At 72.7% G+C, this 17,608-nt stretch carries 18 protein-coding genes; 9 read left to right on the forward strand and 9 right to left on the reverse strand.

Annotated features, from left to right (window positions below):
* Window positions 1-8 precede the first annotated feature (8 nt).
* Window positions 9-1,289, forward strand: a complete 1,281-nt coding sequence (locus tag ACF3NH_RS06745) for a DUF2254 domain-containing protein (RefSeq protein ID WP_422922313.1) — start codon at window positions 9-11, stop codon at window positions 1,287-1,289.
* An 8-nt stretch (window positions 1,290-1,297) separates the two neighbouring features.
* Here the strand turns inward: ACF3NH_RS06745 and ACF3NH_RS06750 are convergent, their stop codons facing one another.
* The 5 genes from ACF3NH_RS06750 to ACF3NH_RS06770 all read right to left on the reverse strand — a co-directional run bounded on the left by ACF3NH_RS06750 (window position 1,298) and on the right by ACF3NH_RS06770 (window position 7,060).
* The gene (locus ACF3NH_RS06750) at window positions 1,298-2,467 is read right to left on the reverse strand and encodes a glycosyltransferase family protein (protein WP_422922314.1); all 1,170 of its coding nucleotides are present in this window, start codon (window positions 2,465-2,467) and stop codon (window positions 1,298-1,300) included.
* Window positions 2,467-4,035 (reverse strand): rhamnosyltransferase WsaF family glycosyltransferase, encoded by a 1,569-nt coding sequence (locus ACF3NH_RS06755; RefSeq protein ID WP_422922315.1) that lies wholly within the window; start codon window positions 4,033-4,035, stop codon window positions 2,467-2,469. Before ACF3NH_RS06755 ends, ACF3NH_RS06750 begins: the two co-directional genes overlap by 1 nt.
* A gap of 59 nt (window positions 4,036-4,094) precedes the next feature.
* Window positions 4,095-5,039: a Bug family tripartite tricarboxylate transporter substrate binding protein gene (locus ACF3NH_RS06760; protein ID WP_232477208.1), complete on the reverse strand. Its 945-nt coding sequence runs from the start codon at window positions 5,037-5,039 to the stop codon at window positions 4,095-4,097.
* A gap of 93 nt (window positions 5,040-5,132) precedes the next feature.
* On the reverse strand, window positions 5,133-6,044 hold the full coding sequence (locus ACF3NH_RS06765; RefSeq protein WP_198367064.1) for an AEC family transporter: 912 nt from the start codon (window positions 6,042-6,044) through the stop codon (window positions 5,133-5,135).
* 32 nt (window positions 6,045-6,076) lie between these two features.
* Window positions 6,077-7,060, reverse strand: coding sequence for an adenosine kinase (locus ACF3NH_RS06770; protein WP_198367063.1), 984 nt, complete (start codon window positions 7,058-7,060; stop codon window positions 6,077-6,079).
* Between the two features lie 281 nt (window positions 7,061-7,341).
* Between ACF3NH_RS06770 and ACF3NH_RS06775 the strand changes: the two genes are divergently transcribed.
* Together ACF3NH_RS06775 and ACF3NH_RS06780 are read left to right on the forward strand one after the other, a co-directional pair.
* A complete protein-coding gene (locus ACF3NH_RS06775; protein ID WP_198367062.1) occupies window positions 7,342-8,025 on the forward strand; it encodes a bactofilin family protein in 684 nt (227 codons plus the stop codon).
* Between the two features lie 47 nt (window positions 8,026-8,072).
* Window positions 8,073-8,510, forward strand: coding sequence for a hypothetical protein (locus ACF3NH_RS06780; protein ID WP_422922316.1), 438 nt, complete (start codon window positions 8,073-8,075; stop codon window positions 8,508-8,510).
* 40 nt (window positions 8,511-8,550) lie between these two features.
* Here the strand turns inward: ACF3NH_RS06780 and ACF3NH_RS06785 are convergent, their stop codons facing one another.
* On the reverse strand, window positions 8,551-8,796 hold the full coding sequence (locus ACF3NH_RS06785; protein WP_198367060.1) for a hypothetical protein: 246 nt from the start codon (window positions 8,794-8,796) through the stop codon (window positions 8,551-8,553).
* 189 nt (window positions 8,797-8,985) lie between these two features.
* Between ACF3NH_RS06785 and rph the strand changes: the two genes are divergently transcribed.
* The 4 genes from rph to ACF3NH_RS06805 all read left to right on the forward strand — a co-directional run bounded on the left by rph (window position 8,986) and on the right by ACF3NH_RS06805 (window position 12,525).
* Window positions 8,986-9,705 (forward strand): ribonuclease PH, encoded by a 720-nt coding sequence (gene rph, locus ACF3NH_RS06790; RefSeq protein ID WP_198367059.1) that lies wholly within the window; start codon window positions 8,986-8,988, stop codon window positions 9,703-9,705.
* 4 nt (window positions 9,706-9,709) lie between these two features.
* Window positions 9,710-10,330 carry a non-canonical purine NTP pyrophosphatase gene (locus ACF3NH_RS06795; RefSeq protein WP_422922317.1) on the forward strand — a complete coding sequence of 207 codons (621 nt, stop codon included), beginning with the start codon at window positions 9,710-9,712 and terminating at the stop codon, window positions 10,328-10,330.
* A 168-nt stretch (window positions 10,331-10,498) separates the two neighbouring features.
* A complete protein-coding gene (locus tag ACF3NH_RS06800; protein ID WP_422922318.1) occupies window positions 10,499-11,476 on the forward strand; it encodes a CobW family GTP-binding protein in 978 nt (325 codons plus the stop codon).
* Entirely contained in the window at window positions 11,473-12,525 is a 1,053-nt protein-coding gene (locus tag ACF3NH_RS06805; protein WP_422922319.1) for a WD40 repeat domain-containing protein, read from the forward strand. Before ACF3NH_RS06800 ends, ACF3NH_RS06805 begins: the two co-directional genes overlap by 4 nt.
* Before the next feature lie 23 nt (window positions 12,526-12,548).
* Here ACF3NH_RS06805 and ACF3NH_RS06810 read toward each other — a convergent pair whose 3' ends face one another.
* From ACF3NH_RS06810 to hemE, 3 genes are all read right to left on the reverse strand, one after another.
* The gene (locus tag ACF3NH_RS06810; RefSeq protein WP_422922320.1) at window positions 12,549-13,208 is read right to left on the reverse strand and encodes a type 1 glutamine amidotransferase; all 660 of its coding nucleotides are present in this window, start codon (window positions 13,206-13,208) and stop codon (window positions 12,549-12,551) included.
* Window positions 13,209-13,575: 367 nt separating this feature from the next.
* Entirely contained in the window at window positions 13,576-14,637 is a 1,062-nt protein-coding gene (locus ACF3NH_RS06815) for a catalase family protein (protein WP_422922321.1), read from the reverse strand.
* A 95-nt stretch (window positions 14,638-14,732) separates the two neighbouring features.
* Window positions 14,733-15,776: a uroporphyrinogen decarboxylase gene (gene hemE / locus ACF3NH_RS06820; RefSeq protein WP_422922322.1), complete on the reverse strand. Its 1,044-nt coding sequence runs from the start codon at window positions 15,774-15,776 to the stop codon at window positions 14,733-14,735.
* Window positions 15,777-16,137: 361 nt separating this feature from the next.
* Here hemE and ACF3NH_RS06825 point away from each other — a divergent pair, with 361 nt between their 5' ends.
* Complete coding sequence (locus tag ACF3NH_RS06825; RefSeq protein WP_422922323.1) at window positions 16,138-16,995, forward strand: pyruvate, water dikinase regulatory protein; 858 nt, start codon at window positions 16,138-16,140, stop codon at window positions 16,993-16,995.
* A complete protein-coding gene (locus ACF3NH_RS06830) occupies window positions 16,995-17,588 on the forward strand; it encodes a Maf family protein (RefSeq protein ID WP_422924731.1) in 594 nt (197 codons plus the stop codon). Before ACF3NH_RS06825 ends, ACF3NH_RS06830 begins: the two co-directional genes overlap by 1 nt.
* The last annotated feature ends 20 nt before the right edge of the window (window positions 17,589-17,608 follow it).

Raw genomic sequence — 17,608 nt, forward strand, 5'->3', positions numbered from 1 at the left:
AAGGGGCGATGAGCCGCTGGCGCTGGATGCTGCGGAGGCTGACGCGCCGCCTGTGGTTCCGCGCCGCCCTCTTCTCCGTCCTGGCCGTGGCGACGGCCCTGGTCTCGGCGGTCGCGGCACCCTTCATCCCCTATGAGTTCACCGCCCAGATCGGCGCCTCGGCGGTGGACAACATCCTCAGCATCCTGGCCTCCAGCATGCTGGCGGTGACGACCTTCTCGCTCACCACCATGGTCTCGGCCTTCTCCGCCGCCAGCAACGCCGCCACGCCGCGCGCCAGCCTGCTGCTGATCGAGGACCAGCAGGCGCAGAACGCCATCTCCACCTTCCTGGGCTGCTTCCTCTTCAGCATCGTCGGCATCATCGCCCTCAGCACCGGCTTCTATGGCGAGAGCGGGCGGGTGGTCCTCTTCATCGTCACCATCGGCGTCATCCTCTGGATCGTCGTTACCCTGCTGCGCTGGATCGACCATCTGTCGCGCTTCGGCCGCCTGGGCGAGACGGTCTCGCGGGTGGAGGCCACGGCCGCGGCCTCGCTCGGGGACTGGGCCAAACGGCCCCGCCTGGGCGGCGCGCGGAGCCTGCCGCTTCCCGCCGGGGCGGTGCCGGTCATGGCGGCGGATTTCGGCTATCTGCAGCATATCGATGTCCAGGCCCTGTCCCGCCTGGCCGAGGAGATGGAGCAGGACATCCATCTGGCGGTGCTGCCCGGCGCCGCCCTGGACCCCTACCGGCCGCTGCTGCACCTGCCGCGTGCCGCCTCGCCGGAGTCGGAGGAGCGGCTGCGCCAGGCCTTCACCCTGGGCGACCAGCGCGGCTTCGAGCAGGACCCGCGCTACGGCATGATCGTGCTGACCGAGATCGCCTGCCGCGCCCTCTCCGCCGCCACCAACGACACCGGAACGGCGATCGGCGTGCTGGCGGCGCTGGGGCGACTGCTCGGGCGCTGGGCCGAGACCAAGGCGGAGGACGAGGAGGCCGCGTTTCCGCGTCTGCGCGTGCCCGATATCGCGCCGGATGTCTTCTTCAACGATGTCTTCCGCCCCATCGCGCGGGATGGCGCCGGCGAGGTGGAGGTGGGCATCCGGCTGCAGAAGACGCTGGCCATGCTGGCGCGCTGCGGCCAGGGGCGGCTGGCCGCGCCGGCCCGGCGGCTGTCGGCGGAAGCGCTCGAACGGGCGGAGGCGGCGGGGCTGCTGCCGGCCGAGATGGAGATCCTGCGCCGCGCCGCCGGGGCGCTGGCCGCCGAGGCGCTGGCCGCCGGGCCGGAACGCCCCCTGCCCGCCTGAGGAGGGCTTCAGTCCTCCAGCACCGCCCGCCGGATGGCGGCGACCTGATGCTCCCAGGAATAGTGCTCGCGGGAGGAGAGGAAGGCGGCTTCGGCCAAAGCGGGGTAGGCGTCCATCCTCCCGATCACCGACTCCAGCCGCTCCTCCCAGTCCATCGCCCGCACCAGATACCCGTTCTCGCCGTCGCGGATGGCCTGGCGGAAGGCGTGACAGGGCGAGGCCAGGGTGAGGGTGCCGACGATACCGGCCTCGAAGAACTTCAGCTCCGACTTGCAGTGCGTGAAGACATTCTCCTGCAGGGGCACGAGGTTGATCTCGCTCTCGCCGATCGCCCGCTGCAGGTTGCAGAAATCCTGCATCGGCAGGCGCTCGATGCGGTCCGGATAGGGCTCCAGCACCGCCGGCACCTGCAGGTAGCCGGCCAGGCGCAGCACCAGATGCGGATGGCGCCGCAGCAGCGCGGCCAGGCTGCCGGCGACGATCTCGAAATCCCGCGCATGCGAGGGCGAGCCGCTGAAATAGCCGAGGTGCAGCCGCCCGTCCCGCGCGAAGCTGCTCGCCCGCTTCGCCGCCATGACGCGTCCGGAGACCGCCATCTGCTCGCGGTTCAGGAAGTTCGGCACCACGCGCGCATCGGCCACCGGCCCGAGCTCGCGCAGGCGCGCGGCCAGGAAGTCGTTGGTGGTGATGGCGCGCTGGCACAGGTGCAGCACCGCCGCCAGGCGCCCCACATAGCCGAACCAGTACATCCAGTTGGCCTCGGTCAGTTCCTGGTCGAGGCTGTTCATCAGCAGGTGCACGTGGTCGATGCTGAAGACCAGATCGTCCACGTCATAGATCACGCGCCGCCCGAGCTGCCGCGCGCGGGTGATCATCCGGTTCAGCCGCTCCGAATAGCGCGCCCGGGCGATGACCAGCACATCCGCCGCCTCGGCCATGCGGTCGAGCACCGCCGCCTCATCGGCCTGGAAGAACCAGGAGGCCGTGGCCTCCGGCATCCGGGCGTTGATCACCTGCGCCATGTTGTAGCAGCGGTAGCGGAAGGTGCTGCCATCCGGATGGTCGTAGTAGTAGGCGATGCGGATCCGCCCCGGCCGGCAGAGCTGCGCCAGCCGCGCATCCGCCCCGAGCGCCCAGGGATCGGCATAGTCCAGCCGCGGCACGCCATGCAGGAACATCAGCCGCCATCCAGCGCGCGCAGGACCGGCTCCATGGCCATGCGCCAGTCGCGGTTCACGCGCAGCGTGGCGTAGCCGCGCCGGCGCGCCGCGCCGTCCTCGGCCAGCGCCGCCGCCTCGCCGATCGCCCGAGCCAGGCTGTCCACATCCGGCTCGACGCAGAGGATGTTGCCGCCATAGGCCGCGAGCGACTGCTTCACGCCATAGCGGTTGGTCACCACCACTGCGCCGCTGGCGGCGAGATCGAGCGGCGGGTAGCTCGGATGCGGCGTGTACATCAGGCTCAGCGCGGCATCCATCCGCCGCACCAGGGCCGCGTATTCGTCCCAGCCCAGCCCGTCGATCATGCGGACCTCGGCGCCGGCCGGCAGCGCCAGCGGCGTGCCGGTGCCGACGCCGTGGAACAGCCAGCGCGCCGGATCGATCCGGCCCTCCTCCAGCGCCCGCGTCAGCGCCTCCACGCCACGCTGGTAGAGGTTCCGCGGATGCCCCGGCCGGGCATAGAAGAAGAAGTTCAGCCTGTCCTCCGCCGGGCGCGGCTCGTAGCGATAGCTCGCCTCGGGGAAGGCCGGCTCGAAGACCAGGGCCTGCCCGGCCATCCCGGCCAGCCCGGTCTCCACCAGGTGCCGCCGCAGCAGCTCGGTGTTGATCACCACGCGCCCGGCGCCCCGCGCCAGGGTCTCGGCGCAGAGCAGATGCTGGTCGCCATGCGGATAGAACATCCGCTCATCCTCCTGCAGCAGGTAGAGGATGCGCTCCCGGGCGACGCTGGCGGCGGTGGCGTGGGTGGTCCACCAGGAGGTGGTGAGCAGCAGGTCCGCCGGCCGCAGCTCCAGATGCCGCGGGCCCTCCGGCGGCAGGTGGAGGAACTCGATCTCCAGCGTGTCCGGAAGCGCCAGCATCCGCAGAAGGCGGCGCACCCCGCCGACCTCCGCCGCCTCCAGGCGGGTGACGACGCGCAGGCCCTGCGACCGGCGCTCGGCCAGCAGGGCCCCCAGGATCAGTGCCGTGCCGACACCGCCGAACAGGCTGCCGGCGCTGACGCTGTCGGTCACCAGGGTGACGCGGCCGGGGCCGTCGCGGTCCGGCGTGGTGAAGACCGGGAGCGGCAGCAGGTCGCGCCGGGCCTGCCGCGATGCCTGCCGCCGGACCGCCTCGCGCCCTTCGCTCGCACCCCGGCGGAGGTAGTGCAGGAGCGGGTTCTGTCCCGCCGCCGCGACGTCCGGGTAGCGCTCCAGATAGGCGAGGGTGCCGAACTCGGGGCCGGGATCGCGCCCGTCGGCCACGCCGTGGCGGAGATAGTGCCGGGCCGGATCGCCGCCACTCATGGCCACGTCGGGATAGGTGTCGCGGTACCAGGGCGTGTCGAACAGCGGCGAGGCGCGCAGGCGGCGGGCATCGAGCCAGAGCCGCAACCGCCCCGGCAGCCCGTCATAACGGCCACCGCCCTCCTTCCGCAGGTGCCGGAACAGGGCCGACAGCCGATGGACCCACTGGCCTGGCCGCGGCGCGGCGTGCTCGTTCGGAGATGAAGGCAGGGGAGAGTTCCGCTTCGGCGGGTTATTCATTCCGGTCCTGTAGCCCTGGTGTTGGCCCGCTTACAACACGCCGCCGCGCCCCGGCGGGGTCAGGCGTCGAGCCGGATGCCGAGTTCGCGGATCAGCGGCCGCCAGATCGCGCTCTCGGCCGCGACGAACTCGTTCAGCTGGCGCGGGGACCAGGGCGCGCTCTCGATGCCGAGGCCGCGCATCCGCTCCTGCATCCCCGCCTCGGCGACGGCGGCGCGCAGCTCGGCGTTCAGCCGGGCGATGACCGGGCCGGGCGTGGCGCCGGGCGCATGCATCGCCTGCCAGCCGAAGGCCACGGCATCCGGGATGCCAAGCTCCCGCGCCGTCGGCACCTGGGGCGCTTGGGCCGAGCGCGCCTCGGAGAGCACGACGAGGCCGTGCGCCTTGCCCTCGCGCAGGAAGGGGATTCCCGTCGCGCAGTCGATCAGCACGCTGTCCACCACACCGGCCAGCAGGTCCTGCATCGCCGCCGGCCCGCCGCGATAGGGGATGTGCGTCGCGTCGAAGCCGGCGCGGCGCTTCAGCATCTCCATCGCCAGGTGGTGCGGCGAGGCCACGGCGGGCGTGCCGTAGTTCGGCGCCTGCCGCCGCGCGGCGGCGATGTAGTCGGCCAGGCTCCGCCACGGGCTGTCCGGCCGCACCACCAGGAAGAGGGGGAAGCGGCCGATGAAGCCGACGCCGGTGAGATCGTGGTCGGGGTCATAGGGCAGGCGGCTGTAGAGCGCGGGATTGTAGACCAGGTTGCCGTTGTCGGCGTGCAGCAGGGTGTAGCCGTCCGGGGCGCTGCGGGCGACGGTCTCGCTGGCCAGCACGGCGCCGCCGCCGGGGCGGTTGTCGACCACCATGGTCTGCCCCAGGCGCGGGCCGATGAAGCCCGCGACCAGCCGGGCGAAGGTGTCGCTGGGGCCGCCCGCCGGATAGCCCACCACCCAGCGCAGCGGCCGCTCCGGCCAGTCCGCCGGCTGCGCCCGCGCGCCACCCGCCACCGCCGGGACCATGCCCATGGAAACACCCAGGAACCCGCGCCGCCTCACCCTCATCGCCGTCCTCTTCGTCCCGTCCCCGCCGGTGTGCGCCGCATCATGCGGCCTCCTCCCTCATCGCGCCAGCAGCGCCACCCAGAGGGGCAGCGAGACCATGGCCAGGATGTGCTGGGTGGTGATCATGGCCGCCATCAGCGGCGCGTCGCCGCCCATGGCCCGGGCCTGGACATAGGCGGTGGTGGCGGTGGGCTGGGCCATGAACAGGATGGCGATGGCCGCGACCGCCGGCTCCAGCCCGGCCATCCAGGCCAGCAGGCTGGCGATGGCCGGCATCACCAGCAGCTTCAGCACCGCCGTCGGCACCTGGATGCGCGGCCGGTCGGCCAGCGCCCCGGGCGCCAGCGCCGCGCCGACGCAGAGAAGACCCACGGCGAGCGAACCCTGGGCCAGCCCGCGCAGCAGCCCGTTCAGCCCGGGCGGCGGACCGCCCAGCAGGGCCAGCACCATGCCGGCGGCGCAGGCGAGCAGCAGCGGGTTGGTGGCGATCTGCCGCGCCACCCGCAGCGGTGAAGGCCGCCGCTCGCCGCCGAGCGCGAAGACGATGGTGATGATGACCTGCACGCAAGGCACGATCAGCCCGGTGGCGATGCCGCCGAAGGCGATGCCGGCCGGACCGTGCACCGCCCCGGCCACGGCGAAGGCCAGCAGGTTGTTGTAACGGATGCCGCCCTGCAGCACCGAGGTCGTGGCCGGATGCGCCAGGCCCAGCGCCCGCGCCAGCAGCAGGGAGAGCAGCGTGCCGGCCAGCAGGCTGCCCCAGATGGTGAAGGCCAGGCCACCGAGCGGCAGGGCGGCGAGATCCACGGCGCCGATCGAGGAGACCAGCAGCGCCGGCAACAGCACCAGGAAGACCAGCCGCTCCATGCCCGCCCAGAGCGCCGCCTCCGGCAGCAGGCGCCGGCGCAGCAGCGCGCCCAGCGCGATCATGCCGAAGGTGGCGACGAAGGCGTCGAGCCAGGGGCCCATGGCGGCGGCCGGTCTCCCTCGGGCAACCCCCCTCAGGCGGCGCCGACCAGCGCCTTCAGGTCGGATTGCGGGCGGGCGCCGAAATGGCCGATGCACTCGGCGGCGGCGAGCGAGCCCCAGCGGCCGCATTCCGGCAGCGCGTGGCCGCGGGTCAGGGCGGCGAGGAAGCCGGCCGCGTAGGCATCGCCGGCGCCGGTGGTGTCCACCACCCGGGCCGGTGCCGCGGGGATGTGGTGCGTCTCGTCGCCGGCGAGGATGACGCTGCCCCGCTCGCTGCGGGTCAGGGCGGCGAGCTTCACGTCGCGCCGCGCCGCCTCCATCGCCGCCTCGAAGCTGTCGGCCTCGTAGAGCGACATCACCTCGTCCTCATTGGCGAAGAGGATGTCGGTGTGGCGGGCGACGAAGGCGCGGAAGGCCTCGCGGTGGCGGCCGACGCAGAAGGGGTCGGACAGGCTGATCGCCACCTGCCGCCCGGCCTGGCGCGCCAGGGCGGCGGCGCGGCGGAAGGCGGCCTGCGCCGCCGGCGGGTCGAAGAGATAGCCCTCGAGGTAGGTGACGGCGGCGGAGGCGACCATGGCCTCGTCCACGTCCGCCTCGCCGAAGGCGACGCAGGCGCCGAGATAGGTGTTCATCGTCCGCTGCCCGTCGGGCGTGACCAGGATCAGGCAGCGCGCCGTGGGGTCACCGCCAGCCAGGGGCGCGGTGGGGAAGGTGACGCCGGCGGCGCGGATGTCATGCGCGAAGACCTCGCCCAGCGCGTCCTCCGCCACCTTGCCCAGGAAGCCGACACGGGCGCCGAGCGCCGCCGCCACGGCGCAGGTGTTGCCGGCCGAGCCGCCGCTGCTCTCCACTCCCGGCCCCATGGCGGCGTAGATCGCCTCGGCACGGGCGGTGTCGATCAGCGCCATCGAGCCCTTCCGCATTCCCTGATCCGTCAGGAAGCCGTCCTCCGCCCGCGCCAGCACGTCGAGGATGGCATTGCCGATGCCGAGGATGTCGAAGGTCGCCGCTGTCATGGATCGCAAGGCCCCGCTGATGTCCGCCGCCCGCGATAGCAGCCGGGGCGGCGGGCGGATAGGGCGGGCCCGCCGCGCCATGGGCTCCGTGGGGCCGGAGGACGGGGCGGCGGTAAAACCCCGCGCGGGGTCCGGCTTTCTCGCCCGACCCCCGTTGTCCGCCGGGGCGGGTGCGTGATAGCCCGTCATGGCCCGCCCCTGCCCCGCGCGCGGGGCGGGCCGACCGCCGATTGTCCTTTTCCGTGTCGCCAATGCCCGAGACACCGTCGCAGGGGGACCTGATGTCCATCTTCCGCCGCCGCGAAGAGCCCAACCCGTCCGCGCCCGGAGCCGGCGGCGCGCCGGATTCCGATGCCGTGCCGACCACCCTGCCGGTGGCGCGCGATCCCGATCTGGCCGTTCCGCCCTTCCGGCCCGCGACCAGCCCGATCAGCAGCCAGGAGCCTTCCATGACCATGCCGCCGAAGCCCAGCCATGCTCCCGTCGGCGTGCCGCCGCGGCCGCCGGTGAGCGCCGGCGGGGCGCCCGTCGCCAATGGCCTGACCACCCGGCCCGCCGCGGCGCCCGTCCCGGCGCCGGCCGCGGTGCCGGACCGGCGCACCATGGTGGTCGGCCGCGGCATCAGCCTGCAGGGCACGGTGACCGATGCCGAGCGCCTCGTGGTCGAGGGCATGGTGGAGAGCCAGATGCTGCACGCGGCCGAGCTCAACATCAGCCAGACCGGCGTCTTCAAGGGCGAGGTCGAGGTGGAGGATGCCGAGATCGCCGGCACCTTCGACGGCACGCTGACGGCGCGCGGCAATCTGGTGATCCGCGCCAGCGGCCGGGTGCTGGGCGTGGCGCGCTGCCGCCGCCTGCAGGTCGAGGAAGGCGGCCAGCTCTCCGGCCGGATGGAGATGCTGGGCGAGAACCCGGCGCCGTCCTACACGGCGCAGCCGATGGCCACGAGCCACGGCGAGGCCTGAGTCGGCTCGCGCGGCGGCACCATGGCGGCGCCCGGCCTTCCCCCGCCATGATCCTGCGTCGCGTGGTTCCGCTGCTGCTGCTCGGCGCCTGCGCCGCGCAGCCCGCCTCCCCCGACCGGCAGGCCGTGCTGCGGGAGGTGCTGGAAAGCTACCGCGCCAATCTGGCCGGCATGCAGCCCACGGCGGCGCCCGCCCTGCCCCGCCTCGCCACGGCGCCGGACCGCGCCTCCGCCCTGCTGGGCCAGTCGCCGGAGGCGTTGCGCCGCTGGCTGGGTGAGCCCCGACTGCGGCGCGAGGAGGGGGTGGCGCAGATCTGGCTCTATCAGAGCAGCTTCTGCCACCTCGATGTGGTGCTGGACCGTGAGGAGGCGCCGGGCTCGCCGCTGCGGGTCAGCTACGCCAATGCCCGGGCCTCAGGCACCGAGCGGCGCACCGAGGCGGCCTGCCTGCAGGCGCTCCGCCAGGACGCCACGCCCGCCTCCTGAACGAGCGGGGGCCCAGTCGGACGGCCGGCCAGACGGCGCGTCAGGCGATATGCTTGTCCAGCTCGGCCTTGAGCGGGCAGGTGCCCTCGGCGCCGCGCCAGGCCAGATAGGAGCCGGCCCCCAGCGCCAGGATGTTCAGCATGACGTTGGGCCGCGGCTTGGCGGCGGCCGCGGCCATGATCAGGCCGCCCAGGACGTAGAGCGTGCGCTCGGCCGTGCTCAGCACCCCGGGCTCCGGCCGCTCGGCGACGGGATAGTCGCGTCCGGTGAGGTCATTCTGCTCCATGATCCGCAAATCCCTTGCTGTGCGTTTCCTCAACGACCGGCCCCGCCGGTGGTTCCAGCTCACGGTTCCAGCTCACGGTTCCAGCTCACGGTTCCAGCCTGGGGGCGCCGGGGCGCGGCCGCCATTTGACAGCGCCGCGCCCGGCGCCGCATTCCCTGGCGCCCAGACGTTCATGGAAAGACCCCGCCGATGCGCCCTTCCGGCCGTGCCGCCGACGCCCTCCGCCCCGTCCTCCTGGAGCCTGGCGCGGCGCGCCATGCCGAGGGCTCCTGCCGCATCCGCATGGGGCTGACCGAGGTGCTCTGCACCGCCAGCATCGAGCCGCGCGTGCCGCCCTTCCTGCGCGGCAAGGGCGAGGGCTGGGTGACGGCGGAATACGGCATGCTGCCGCGCGCCACGCACAGCCGGGGCGAGCGGGAGGCGGCGCGCGGCAAGCAGTCCGGCCGCACCCAGGAGATCCAGCGCCTGATCGGCCGCGCGCTCCGCGCCGTGGTGGACCGCAAGGCGATGGGCGAGATGGCGATCATCCTCGACTGCGACGTGCTGACCGCCGATGGCGGCACCCGCTGCGCCGCCATCACCGGCGCCTGGGTGGCGCTGCACCAGGCCTTCGAGCACGCGGTGCTGAAGAACGTCATCGCGCGCAACCCGCTGCGCGATCAGGTGGCGGCGGTCTCGTGCGGGCTGTGGAAGGGCGAGCCGGTGCTCGACCTCGACTATGCCGAGGACAGCGCCGCCCAGGCGGACGCCAACTTCGTGCTGACCGGGGCGGGCGGCATCGTGGAGGTCCAGGCCACCGCCGAGGGCGCGCCCTTCGCCGAGGCGGAGCTCCAGTCGCTCCAGGCGCTGGCCCGCAAGGGCATGGCGGAGCTGTTCGCCGCGCAGCGCCGCGCGGTCGGCAAGGCCTGACGCCATGACCACCCGCCGCCGCCTCGCCGAGCGCCGCATCGTCATGGCCAGCCACAACGCCGGCAAGGTGCGGGAGAACGCCGCCCTGCTGGCCGAACACGGCATCGAGATCGTCAGCGCGAAGGATCTCGGCCTGCCGGTGCCGGAGGAAACCGAGACCAGCTTCCTGGGCAATGCCACGCTGAAGGCGCTGGCCGCGGCGCGCGCCTCGGGCCTGGTCGCGCTGGCCGACGACAGCGGCTTCTCCGTCGCCGCGCTCGAGGGCGCGCCGGGCGTCCACACCGCCGACTGGGCCGAGCGGCCCGACGGCACGCGCGACTACGCCGCCGCCATGGCCAAGGTGGAGAGGCTGGCGCGCCATGCCCCGGACCGCGCCGCCTGGTTCACCTGCGCGCTGGTGCTGGCCTGGCCGGACGGCCACACGGAAGGCTTCGAGGGCCACGCGCCGGGACAGTGGATCTGGCCGCCGCGTGGCGCGAAGGGCTTCGGCTACGACCCGATGTTCGTCCCCGAGGGCCATAGCCAGACCTTCGCCGAGATGGACCCGGCGGAGAAGCACCGCATCAGCCACCGCGCGGCGGCCTTCCGCCTGCTGGCGGAGGGCTGCCTGGGGAAGGCGCCGTAGTTTCGCCGTCTCCGCGCGCCGGGGCCTTGGGGCCCTCGGTGGCCGGAGCCCCCTGGCACGGCCCTTCAGGGCAGCAGCCATGCGCCCCCGTGACCGCCGGGGCGAAGCGTATCATATAGCAGCCCCAAGGACTTCGAACCGCGCCCCCTCAGGCAGGAGCCGTCATCCATGAGCGAGACCGCCGACACCGTCCCCGTCACCGTGCTGACCGGCTATCTGGGAGCCGGCAAGACCACCCTGCTGAACCGCATCCTCAGCGAGAACCACGGCCGCAAGTACGCCGTGGTCATCAACGAGTATGGCGAGCTGGGCGTGGACAACGACCTCGTCATCGACGCCGACGAGGAAGTCTTCGAGATGAACAACGGCTGCATCTGCTGCACCGTGCGCGGCGACCTCGTCCGCATCCTGGGCGGGCTGATGAAGCGGCGCGGCAAGCTGGACGGCATCATCGTCGAGACCACGGGCCTCGCCAACCCCGCCCCCGTGGCGCAGACCTTCTTCATGGACGAGGACGTCAAGCGCGCCACGCGGCTCGACGCCATCGTCACCGTCGCGGACGCCAAGAACCTGCTGGCCCGGCTGGCGGACAGCGCCGAGGCGGAGGAGCAGATCGCCTTCGCCGACCTCATCGTGCTGAACAAGATGGACCTGGTGAGCGAGGAGGAGGCCGCCGAGGTCGAGCGCCGCATCAAGTCGATCAACCCCTATGCCGAGATCCGCCGCGCCACCAAGTCCGACGTGCCGATCGACAGCGTCATCGGCCGCGAGGCCTTCAGCCTCGAGCGCATCCTGCAGCACGCGCCGGACTTCCTGACCTCGGACGAGCACGAGCACAACGACGAGGTGATGAGCGTCTCCTTCGAGACCGACAAGGCGATCGACCCCGAGAAGTTCAACGCCTGGATCGGCCAGCTCCTGCAGGTGAAGGGGCAGGATCTGCTGCGCACCAAGGGCGTGCTGGCCTACCAGGGCGAGGACCGCCGCTTCGCCTTCCAGGCCGTGCACATGATCGCCGATGGCGACTTCATCGGCCCCTGGAAGGAGGGCGAGCCGCGCCACTCCAAGATCGTCTTCATCGGCCGCAACCTGAACCGCCCCCAGCTGCGTCGCGGCTTCGAGGGCTGCGCCGTGGAGGCGGCATGAGCGACGCGGCGCAGGCGGGCCTCGCCGAGGCCGATTTCCTGCTGCGCGAGCGCGGCACCTCCGCCGAGTTCGGCGCCTGGATCGTCGCCGTCGCCTTCGGGCGGGAGGGGAGCAGCGCCGCCTTCGCGCTCGGCGACGGCACGCTGCGCCTGGCCGACGCGGCGGAGGCCGCGGCCGGCTGGCGGCGGATCGAGGCGCATGACGGGGCCTGCCTCGACCTGGTGCCGGACGTGGCCGGCGGCTTCCTCTCGGGCGGCGACGACGGCCGGCTCATCACCGTGGCGGGCGACGGCACGGTCACGGAACTGGCCGATTTCGGCGCCATGAAATGGGTGGAGCATCTCGCCAGCCACCCCTCCGGCCTGCGCGCCGCCTCGGTCGGCAAGCAGGTGCACCTGCTGGACGGGGCGGGGGCGCGGCTCAAGACGCTGGCGCATCCCTCCACCGTCGGCGGCGTCGCCTTCGATGCCAAGGGCAAGCGCATCGCCGCCGGGCACTACAACGGCGCCAGCCTCTGGTTCGTAAACAGCAAGGAGGACAAGCCGCGCGTCCTGCCCTGGAAGGGCAGTCACCAGCGCGTCGCCTTCAGCCCGGACGGCACGCATGTCGTGACGACGATGCAGGAGAACGCCCTGCATGGCTGGCGCCTGACCGACCAGCAGGACATGCGGATGTCCGGCTACCCCTCCAAGATCAAGTCCTTCTCCTTCACCGCCAAGGGCCGCTGGCTGGCGACCGCCGGGGCGGATTGCATCGTGCTCTGGCCCTTCTTCGCCGGCGGGCCGATGGGCAAGCCGCCGCTCGAACTCGCGGGCGGCGACGGCGTGCTCTGCACCCAGGTCGCCTGCCACCCGCAGCACGAGGTGGTGGCGGCGGGCTTCCAGGACGGGCTGGTGCTGATGGCCGAGATCGGCTCGGGCAAGATCGTCCCGGTCGCGGCACCCGGGCGCGGACCGGTCTCGGCGCTCGCCTGGAACGCCACCGGCACGCATCTGGGCTTCGGCACCGAGACCGGCTTCGCCGGGCTGGTCGATCTGTCGAAGCGGTAGGGGGCGCGATCGGGGCGCCGCCCTCAGAGGCCCACCAGCCGCAGCATCTCCCCGAACAGCGCCTCCCGCCGCGCCGCGAAGGCCGTGTCGCGCTCGCGCGTCAGGGCCAGCAGCGCCGCCGTATCGATGCCCCTGGCGGCGAGGCGCTCCGGCGGGGTGAAGCCGATCCAGTCGGCGATGCAGCCGGCGTTCGCCTCGGGGTGGAACTGCAACCCCAGGGCCCGGCGATGGCGGAAGGCCTGGATGGTGCCCTCGGAGCGCGCCATCACCTCGGCCTCGGGTGGCAGGGTGACATGGTCGCCGTGCCAGCGGATCCAGGGGCCGCGCCAGAGCGGCCCGCTGCAGTCCCGCGTCTCCATCCAGCCCTCGTGGAAGGTGCCGCTGGGTGCGACCGTGCCGCCGATGGCGGCGGCGATCATCTGGGCCCCGAAGCACAGGCCGATGACCGGCCGCTCCGCCGCGATCCAGGCCGCCAGCAGCGCGCGCTGCCGGGCGATCCAGTCCTCTGTCTCATAGGCCGCGCGCGGCGAGCCCAGGCTGACGATCAGATCGGCCCCGGGCAGCGGGCCCTCCGCCACCTCCGACCCCGGCCGCACCTCCAGCCGGGCGCCCCGCCGCCGCAGCCAGTCACCGAAATGGCCGATCGGCGCCAGGGGTGAATTCTCCAGGACCAGCACGCGCATCGCTTCACCTCACCCCCGCGGGATACCGGCGAAGCCCGCCCCGCGACAAGGCCCGCCCGGCGTCAGGGACAGGACCCGGAGGGGGTCTAAGCAGGCCGGAGCCTGTCGCCACCAGCCCCACCAGCGCGCTGATCCATGGGCCGCGCCACCTGCCGGACACGCTGCCCCGCCCGGCTCCCTCGACCGTCCCCGCCGTCATCGTCATGGAGATGACCAGCAACCACGCCCTCGCCGTGCCCCTGATGGCGACCTCGCCGCTGGCCTTCCTGGTCTCCGCCAGGTCTGCCGCCGGCCGCTCTATGGCACCATGGCGCTGCGCTTCCGGGACGGCCGGGGGAAGCGGGCCGCGGCCGCCCCGGCGCATCCCTCAGCGCATCGCGGGGCAGCCATTGTGCGCCGCGCGGAAGCGGGCGGACTGCTCGTAGGTCGGCCGCCGGGACCGCATGATGCCGCCCAGCGGGCGATGCGCCTCCAGCCCGTTCCAGGGGCTGAAGGCCATGCCATCGTCGATCTCGCGGCTCAGCGCCGCATCCCAGCCGGGCTGCGGGGACGCGGTGATGCGCGCCACCGCGACATAGGGGCTCTCCTCCTCCGGCCAGGCCACCGAGGCATCCTCCACCGGCATGGTCTCGGGATTGGTCATCAGTTGCACGCGCACCTCCCAGGCGCCGCCATGCGCGCTCAGATGCGCCCGCACCTGGTCGCGCAGGGCATCAGGGTGGCCGGAGGTGGGGACCTTGCTGCCGGCGAGCGCCAGCAGCTCCGGCGCCACCGGCGCGACCGAAAGCTTGGCGACATACGCGCCGTGACGCAGCGGCACCTGCGTCCAGAAGGTCTCTCCCAGGATCGAGGTGCCGGGGTGGCCGCCCAGGCTCTTGAGGAGGGCGCTTTCCCCGCCCACAGCCTCGACCACCTTCTCCGCCCCGCGCAGCACCGCCGAGGCCACCTTCTTGAGGCCCTGCGGCTGATCCGTGGTGCGCGCCAGCAGGCTGAGGCTGCCGGCGAAGGCCTTCGGATCGGCGGCGGCGAAGGCCGGCGCGTTGGCCATGACGAAATCCTGGTTGCGGCCGGATTCGGCGCCCGGCAGGCGGGCGCCCGGCACGTCCAGCACCTTGAGCGCGAGGCCGCGCGGCACGGTGATGCTGTCGTCCAGCAGGTCGCCCGGATTGGTGGAGAAGCGCATCACCACCGCGTAACGCCCGGGCGTGGCGAAGAGGCCCTGCGCCAGCTCGGCCGGCAGGCCCTCCGACACCGTCATCTCCCCCTTGACCAGGCCGTGGCTCTTGGCGTGCACGCCGCGCAGGGCATGGCCTTCATCGGCCAGCGTGGTCTCACCGATGGTTCTGAGCGCCGCCGCCAGACGCGACACGGTCTCGGCCTCGTCCTCGGCGGGTCGCTCCAGGGCGGAATCGTAACGGACAGGGGTCATGCGCGGCTCCACGGGGGCCCCAGGGGAGGGGGCCCCCTGAAGAGCATCCAGGAGGGAACGCCCATGGCCCGTGCGCTGTTGCGGCGCCGGCCGCCTCAGCCGATGCGGATCAGCCGCGCCAGCGCCGCCACATGCTCGGGCGGCGTGGGCGGCACGATGCCGTGGCCCAGGTTGAAGACGAAGGGCCTTCCCCGCATCGCCGCCAGGATCGCGCGCGCCTCCGCCTCCAGCGCCGCCCCGCCGGCGACCAGCGCCTGGGGGTCGAGATTGCCCTGCAGCGTGACCTGCGCGGGCACCTGCGCCGCCGCCCAGCGCGGGTCCATCCCGGTGTCCATCGCCACGGCCTCCGCCCCCACCCGCTGGGCGTATTCCACCAGCAGCGGCCCGGCCAGGCGCGGGAAGCCGATCAGCGGGATGTCCGGCCGCACCTTGCGGATGCCGCGCACGATCGCGGCCGCCGGCTCGATCGACCAGCGGCGGAACTGCGCCGGCGGCAGCAGGCCCGCCCAGCTGTCGAACAGCATCAGCGCCTCCGCACCGGCCTCAGCCTGGGCCAGGAGGTAATCCACGGTTGAATCGACGAGGATACGGATCAATTTTCCGAACAGGAGCGGGTCGCCATAGGCCATCCGCCTGGCCTGGGCGAACTCACCGCCACCCCGCCCTTCCACCATGTAGCAGGCCACGGTGAAGGGGCTTCCGGCGAAGCCGATCAGGGCGGCGCGCGGCGCTTCCTGAGCCAGCCCGGCCCGCACCCGCGCCACCGTCTCCAGGATGGGCGCGATCCGCGCCCGCGCGCCCTCGGGGTCCAGCGCCGCGATCGCCGCCGCGTCGCGCAGCGGCTCGAGCAGCGGGCCTTCCCCTTCGGCATAGCGCAGCCCCTGCCCCATGGCCCAGGGCAGCATCAGGATGTCGCTGAACAGGATCGCCCCGTCCATGCCGTAGCGGCGCAGCGGCTGCAGCGTCACTTCCGCGGCCAGTTCCGGCGTCGTGCACAGGCGGATGAAGTCGCCCGCCTGGGCCCGCAGCTGCCGGTACTCCGGCAGGTAGCGCCCGGCCTGGCGCATCAGCCAGAAGGGCGGAGGCCAGATCGCCTCCCCGGCAAGGGCGCGCAGCAGTGGCTTCGATGCGTGTTCCATGGCGCCCCTTTCTCTGAAAAAGAGTCTTTAAGAAAGATGGGGGGTCTGTAGGGCCTGTGGATAAGGGGGACACAATATCGCCGGTGTCTGTCCACAAGCTTCTCCACAGGCCCGACTCGAGCGGAAACCCAGCTTAAAGGCCGGTTTTCGGGCTTTTCCACAGAGTCCTGCGGACAGATGTGCCCAGTTGCCCCCAACTCCCTGAAAATGCGGATTTCATCCCCGATTCACCCAGGGGCCTTCCGCTGCCGCTCGGTTTTCCCCAATGTCCACAGCAATCCCCGCTATTCTCCCCTGACCGATCCCCCGACAAACCTCCCCGGCAAGACCACAGCCTGAACCACGGAAACGCCCGCCCCGCATGATCAACCTGCATCTCGTCTCCGACAGCACCGGCGAGACCCTGAATTCCATCGCCCGCGCCACCCTGTCGCGCTTCGCCGACCCGCATGTGGTGCATCACCGCTGGTCCCTGGTGCGTTCGCATCTGCAGCTCGAGCAGGTGCTGGAGGGGATCAAGGCCGAGCCCGGGCCGGTGATGTTCACCCTGGTGGACCGCTCGCTGCGGCATGCGCTGGAGGAGGTGTGCCAGCAGCTCCGCATCCCCTGCCTCTCGGTGCTGGACCCGGTGATGGACCTGCTGCAGGCGCAGATCGGCCAGCAGGCGCGGGAGAAGCGCGCCGCGCAATACGTGCTGGACGCCGACTATTTCCGCCGCATCGACGCCATGCATTACGTGCTGGCGCATGATGATGGCCAGGGCGTGGCCGGCATCGCCGAGGCCGATTGCGTGCTGGTGGGCGTCTCCCGCTCCAGCAAGACGCCGACCTGCTTCTACCTCGCCAATCGCGGCATCAAGGCGGCGAATGTGCCGATCGTGCCCGGCGCGCCGCTGCCGGACCAGCTGCTCGACCCGCCCTGCCCGGTGATCGGGCTGACCATCGACACGACGGCGCTGATCGACATCCGCCGGCACCGGCTGAAGCTGATCGGCAGCGGCGGCGTGCGGCAGGACACCAACGACTATGTGGACTTCGAGGCGGTGAAGGCCGAGATCCAGGCGGCGCGCCGGCTCTGCACCACGCATGGCTGGCCGGTCATCGACGTGACGCGCCGCTCCATCGAGGAGACGGCGGCGACCGTGCTGCAGCTCATGGAGGCGTGGCACACCCGCCGCAACCAGGCGCCGCCCCCGAAGCCGGCGGATATCGGCGCGTGATCCGCCTGCTGCTGGCCTCCTCCTCCGCCACCCGCGCGGCGTTGCTGCGCGGGGCCGGTCTGGCCTTCGAGGCGCACCCCGCCCGGGTGGACGAGGCGGCGCTGAAGGAGGCCGCGCGGGCCGAGGGCATCCCGCCGGCGGAGGCCGCGCTCCTGCTGGCCGAGGCCAAGGCCGGGCGCATCGCCCGGCGCGAGCCGGAGGCGCTGGTGCTGGGCGCGGACCAGCTCCTGGTCTGCGGCGACGACTGGTACGACAAGCCGGCGGACATGGCCGCGGCGCGCGCCCAGCTCCTGGCGCTGCGGGGCCGGACCCATGTGCTGCACACGGCGCTGGTGGCCTGGCGGCACGGCCGGCGCGTCTGGCAGCATGTGGCGGCGCCGCGGCTCGCCATGCGCCCCTTCACCGAGGCCTTCCTCGACCGCTACTTGGCGCTGGAGGGCGAGGCGGTGCTGCATTCGGTGGGCGCCTACCGGCTGGAGGGGCCGGGCATCCAACTCTTCGACAGGGTCGAGGGCGAGCACAGCGCCATCCTCGGCCTGCCGCTGCTGCCCCTGCTGGGCTTCCTGCGGCAGCACGGCGCGCTGCCTGAATGAGGCGCCCCGGCGGCCCCTGG

Origin of the sequence: Pseudoroseomonas sp. WGS1072, assembly GCF_049340465.1 — a bacterium.
GTDB lineage: Bacteria > Pseudomonadota > Alphaproteobacteria > Acetobacterales > Acetobacteraceae > Pseudoroseomonas.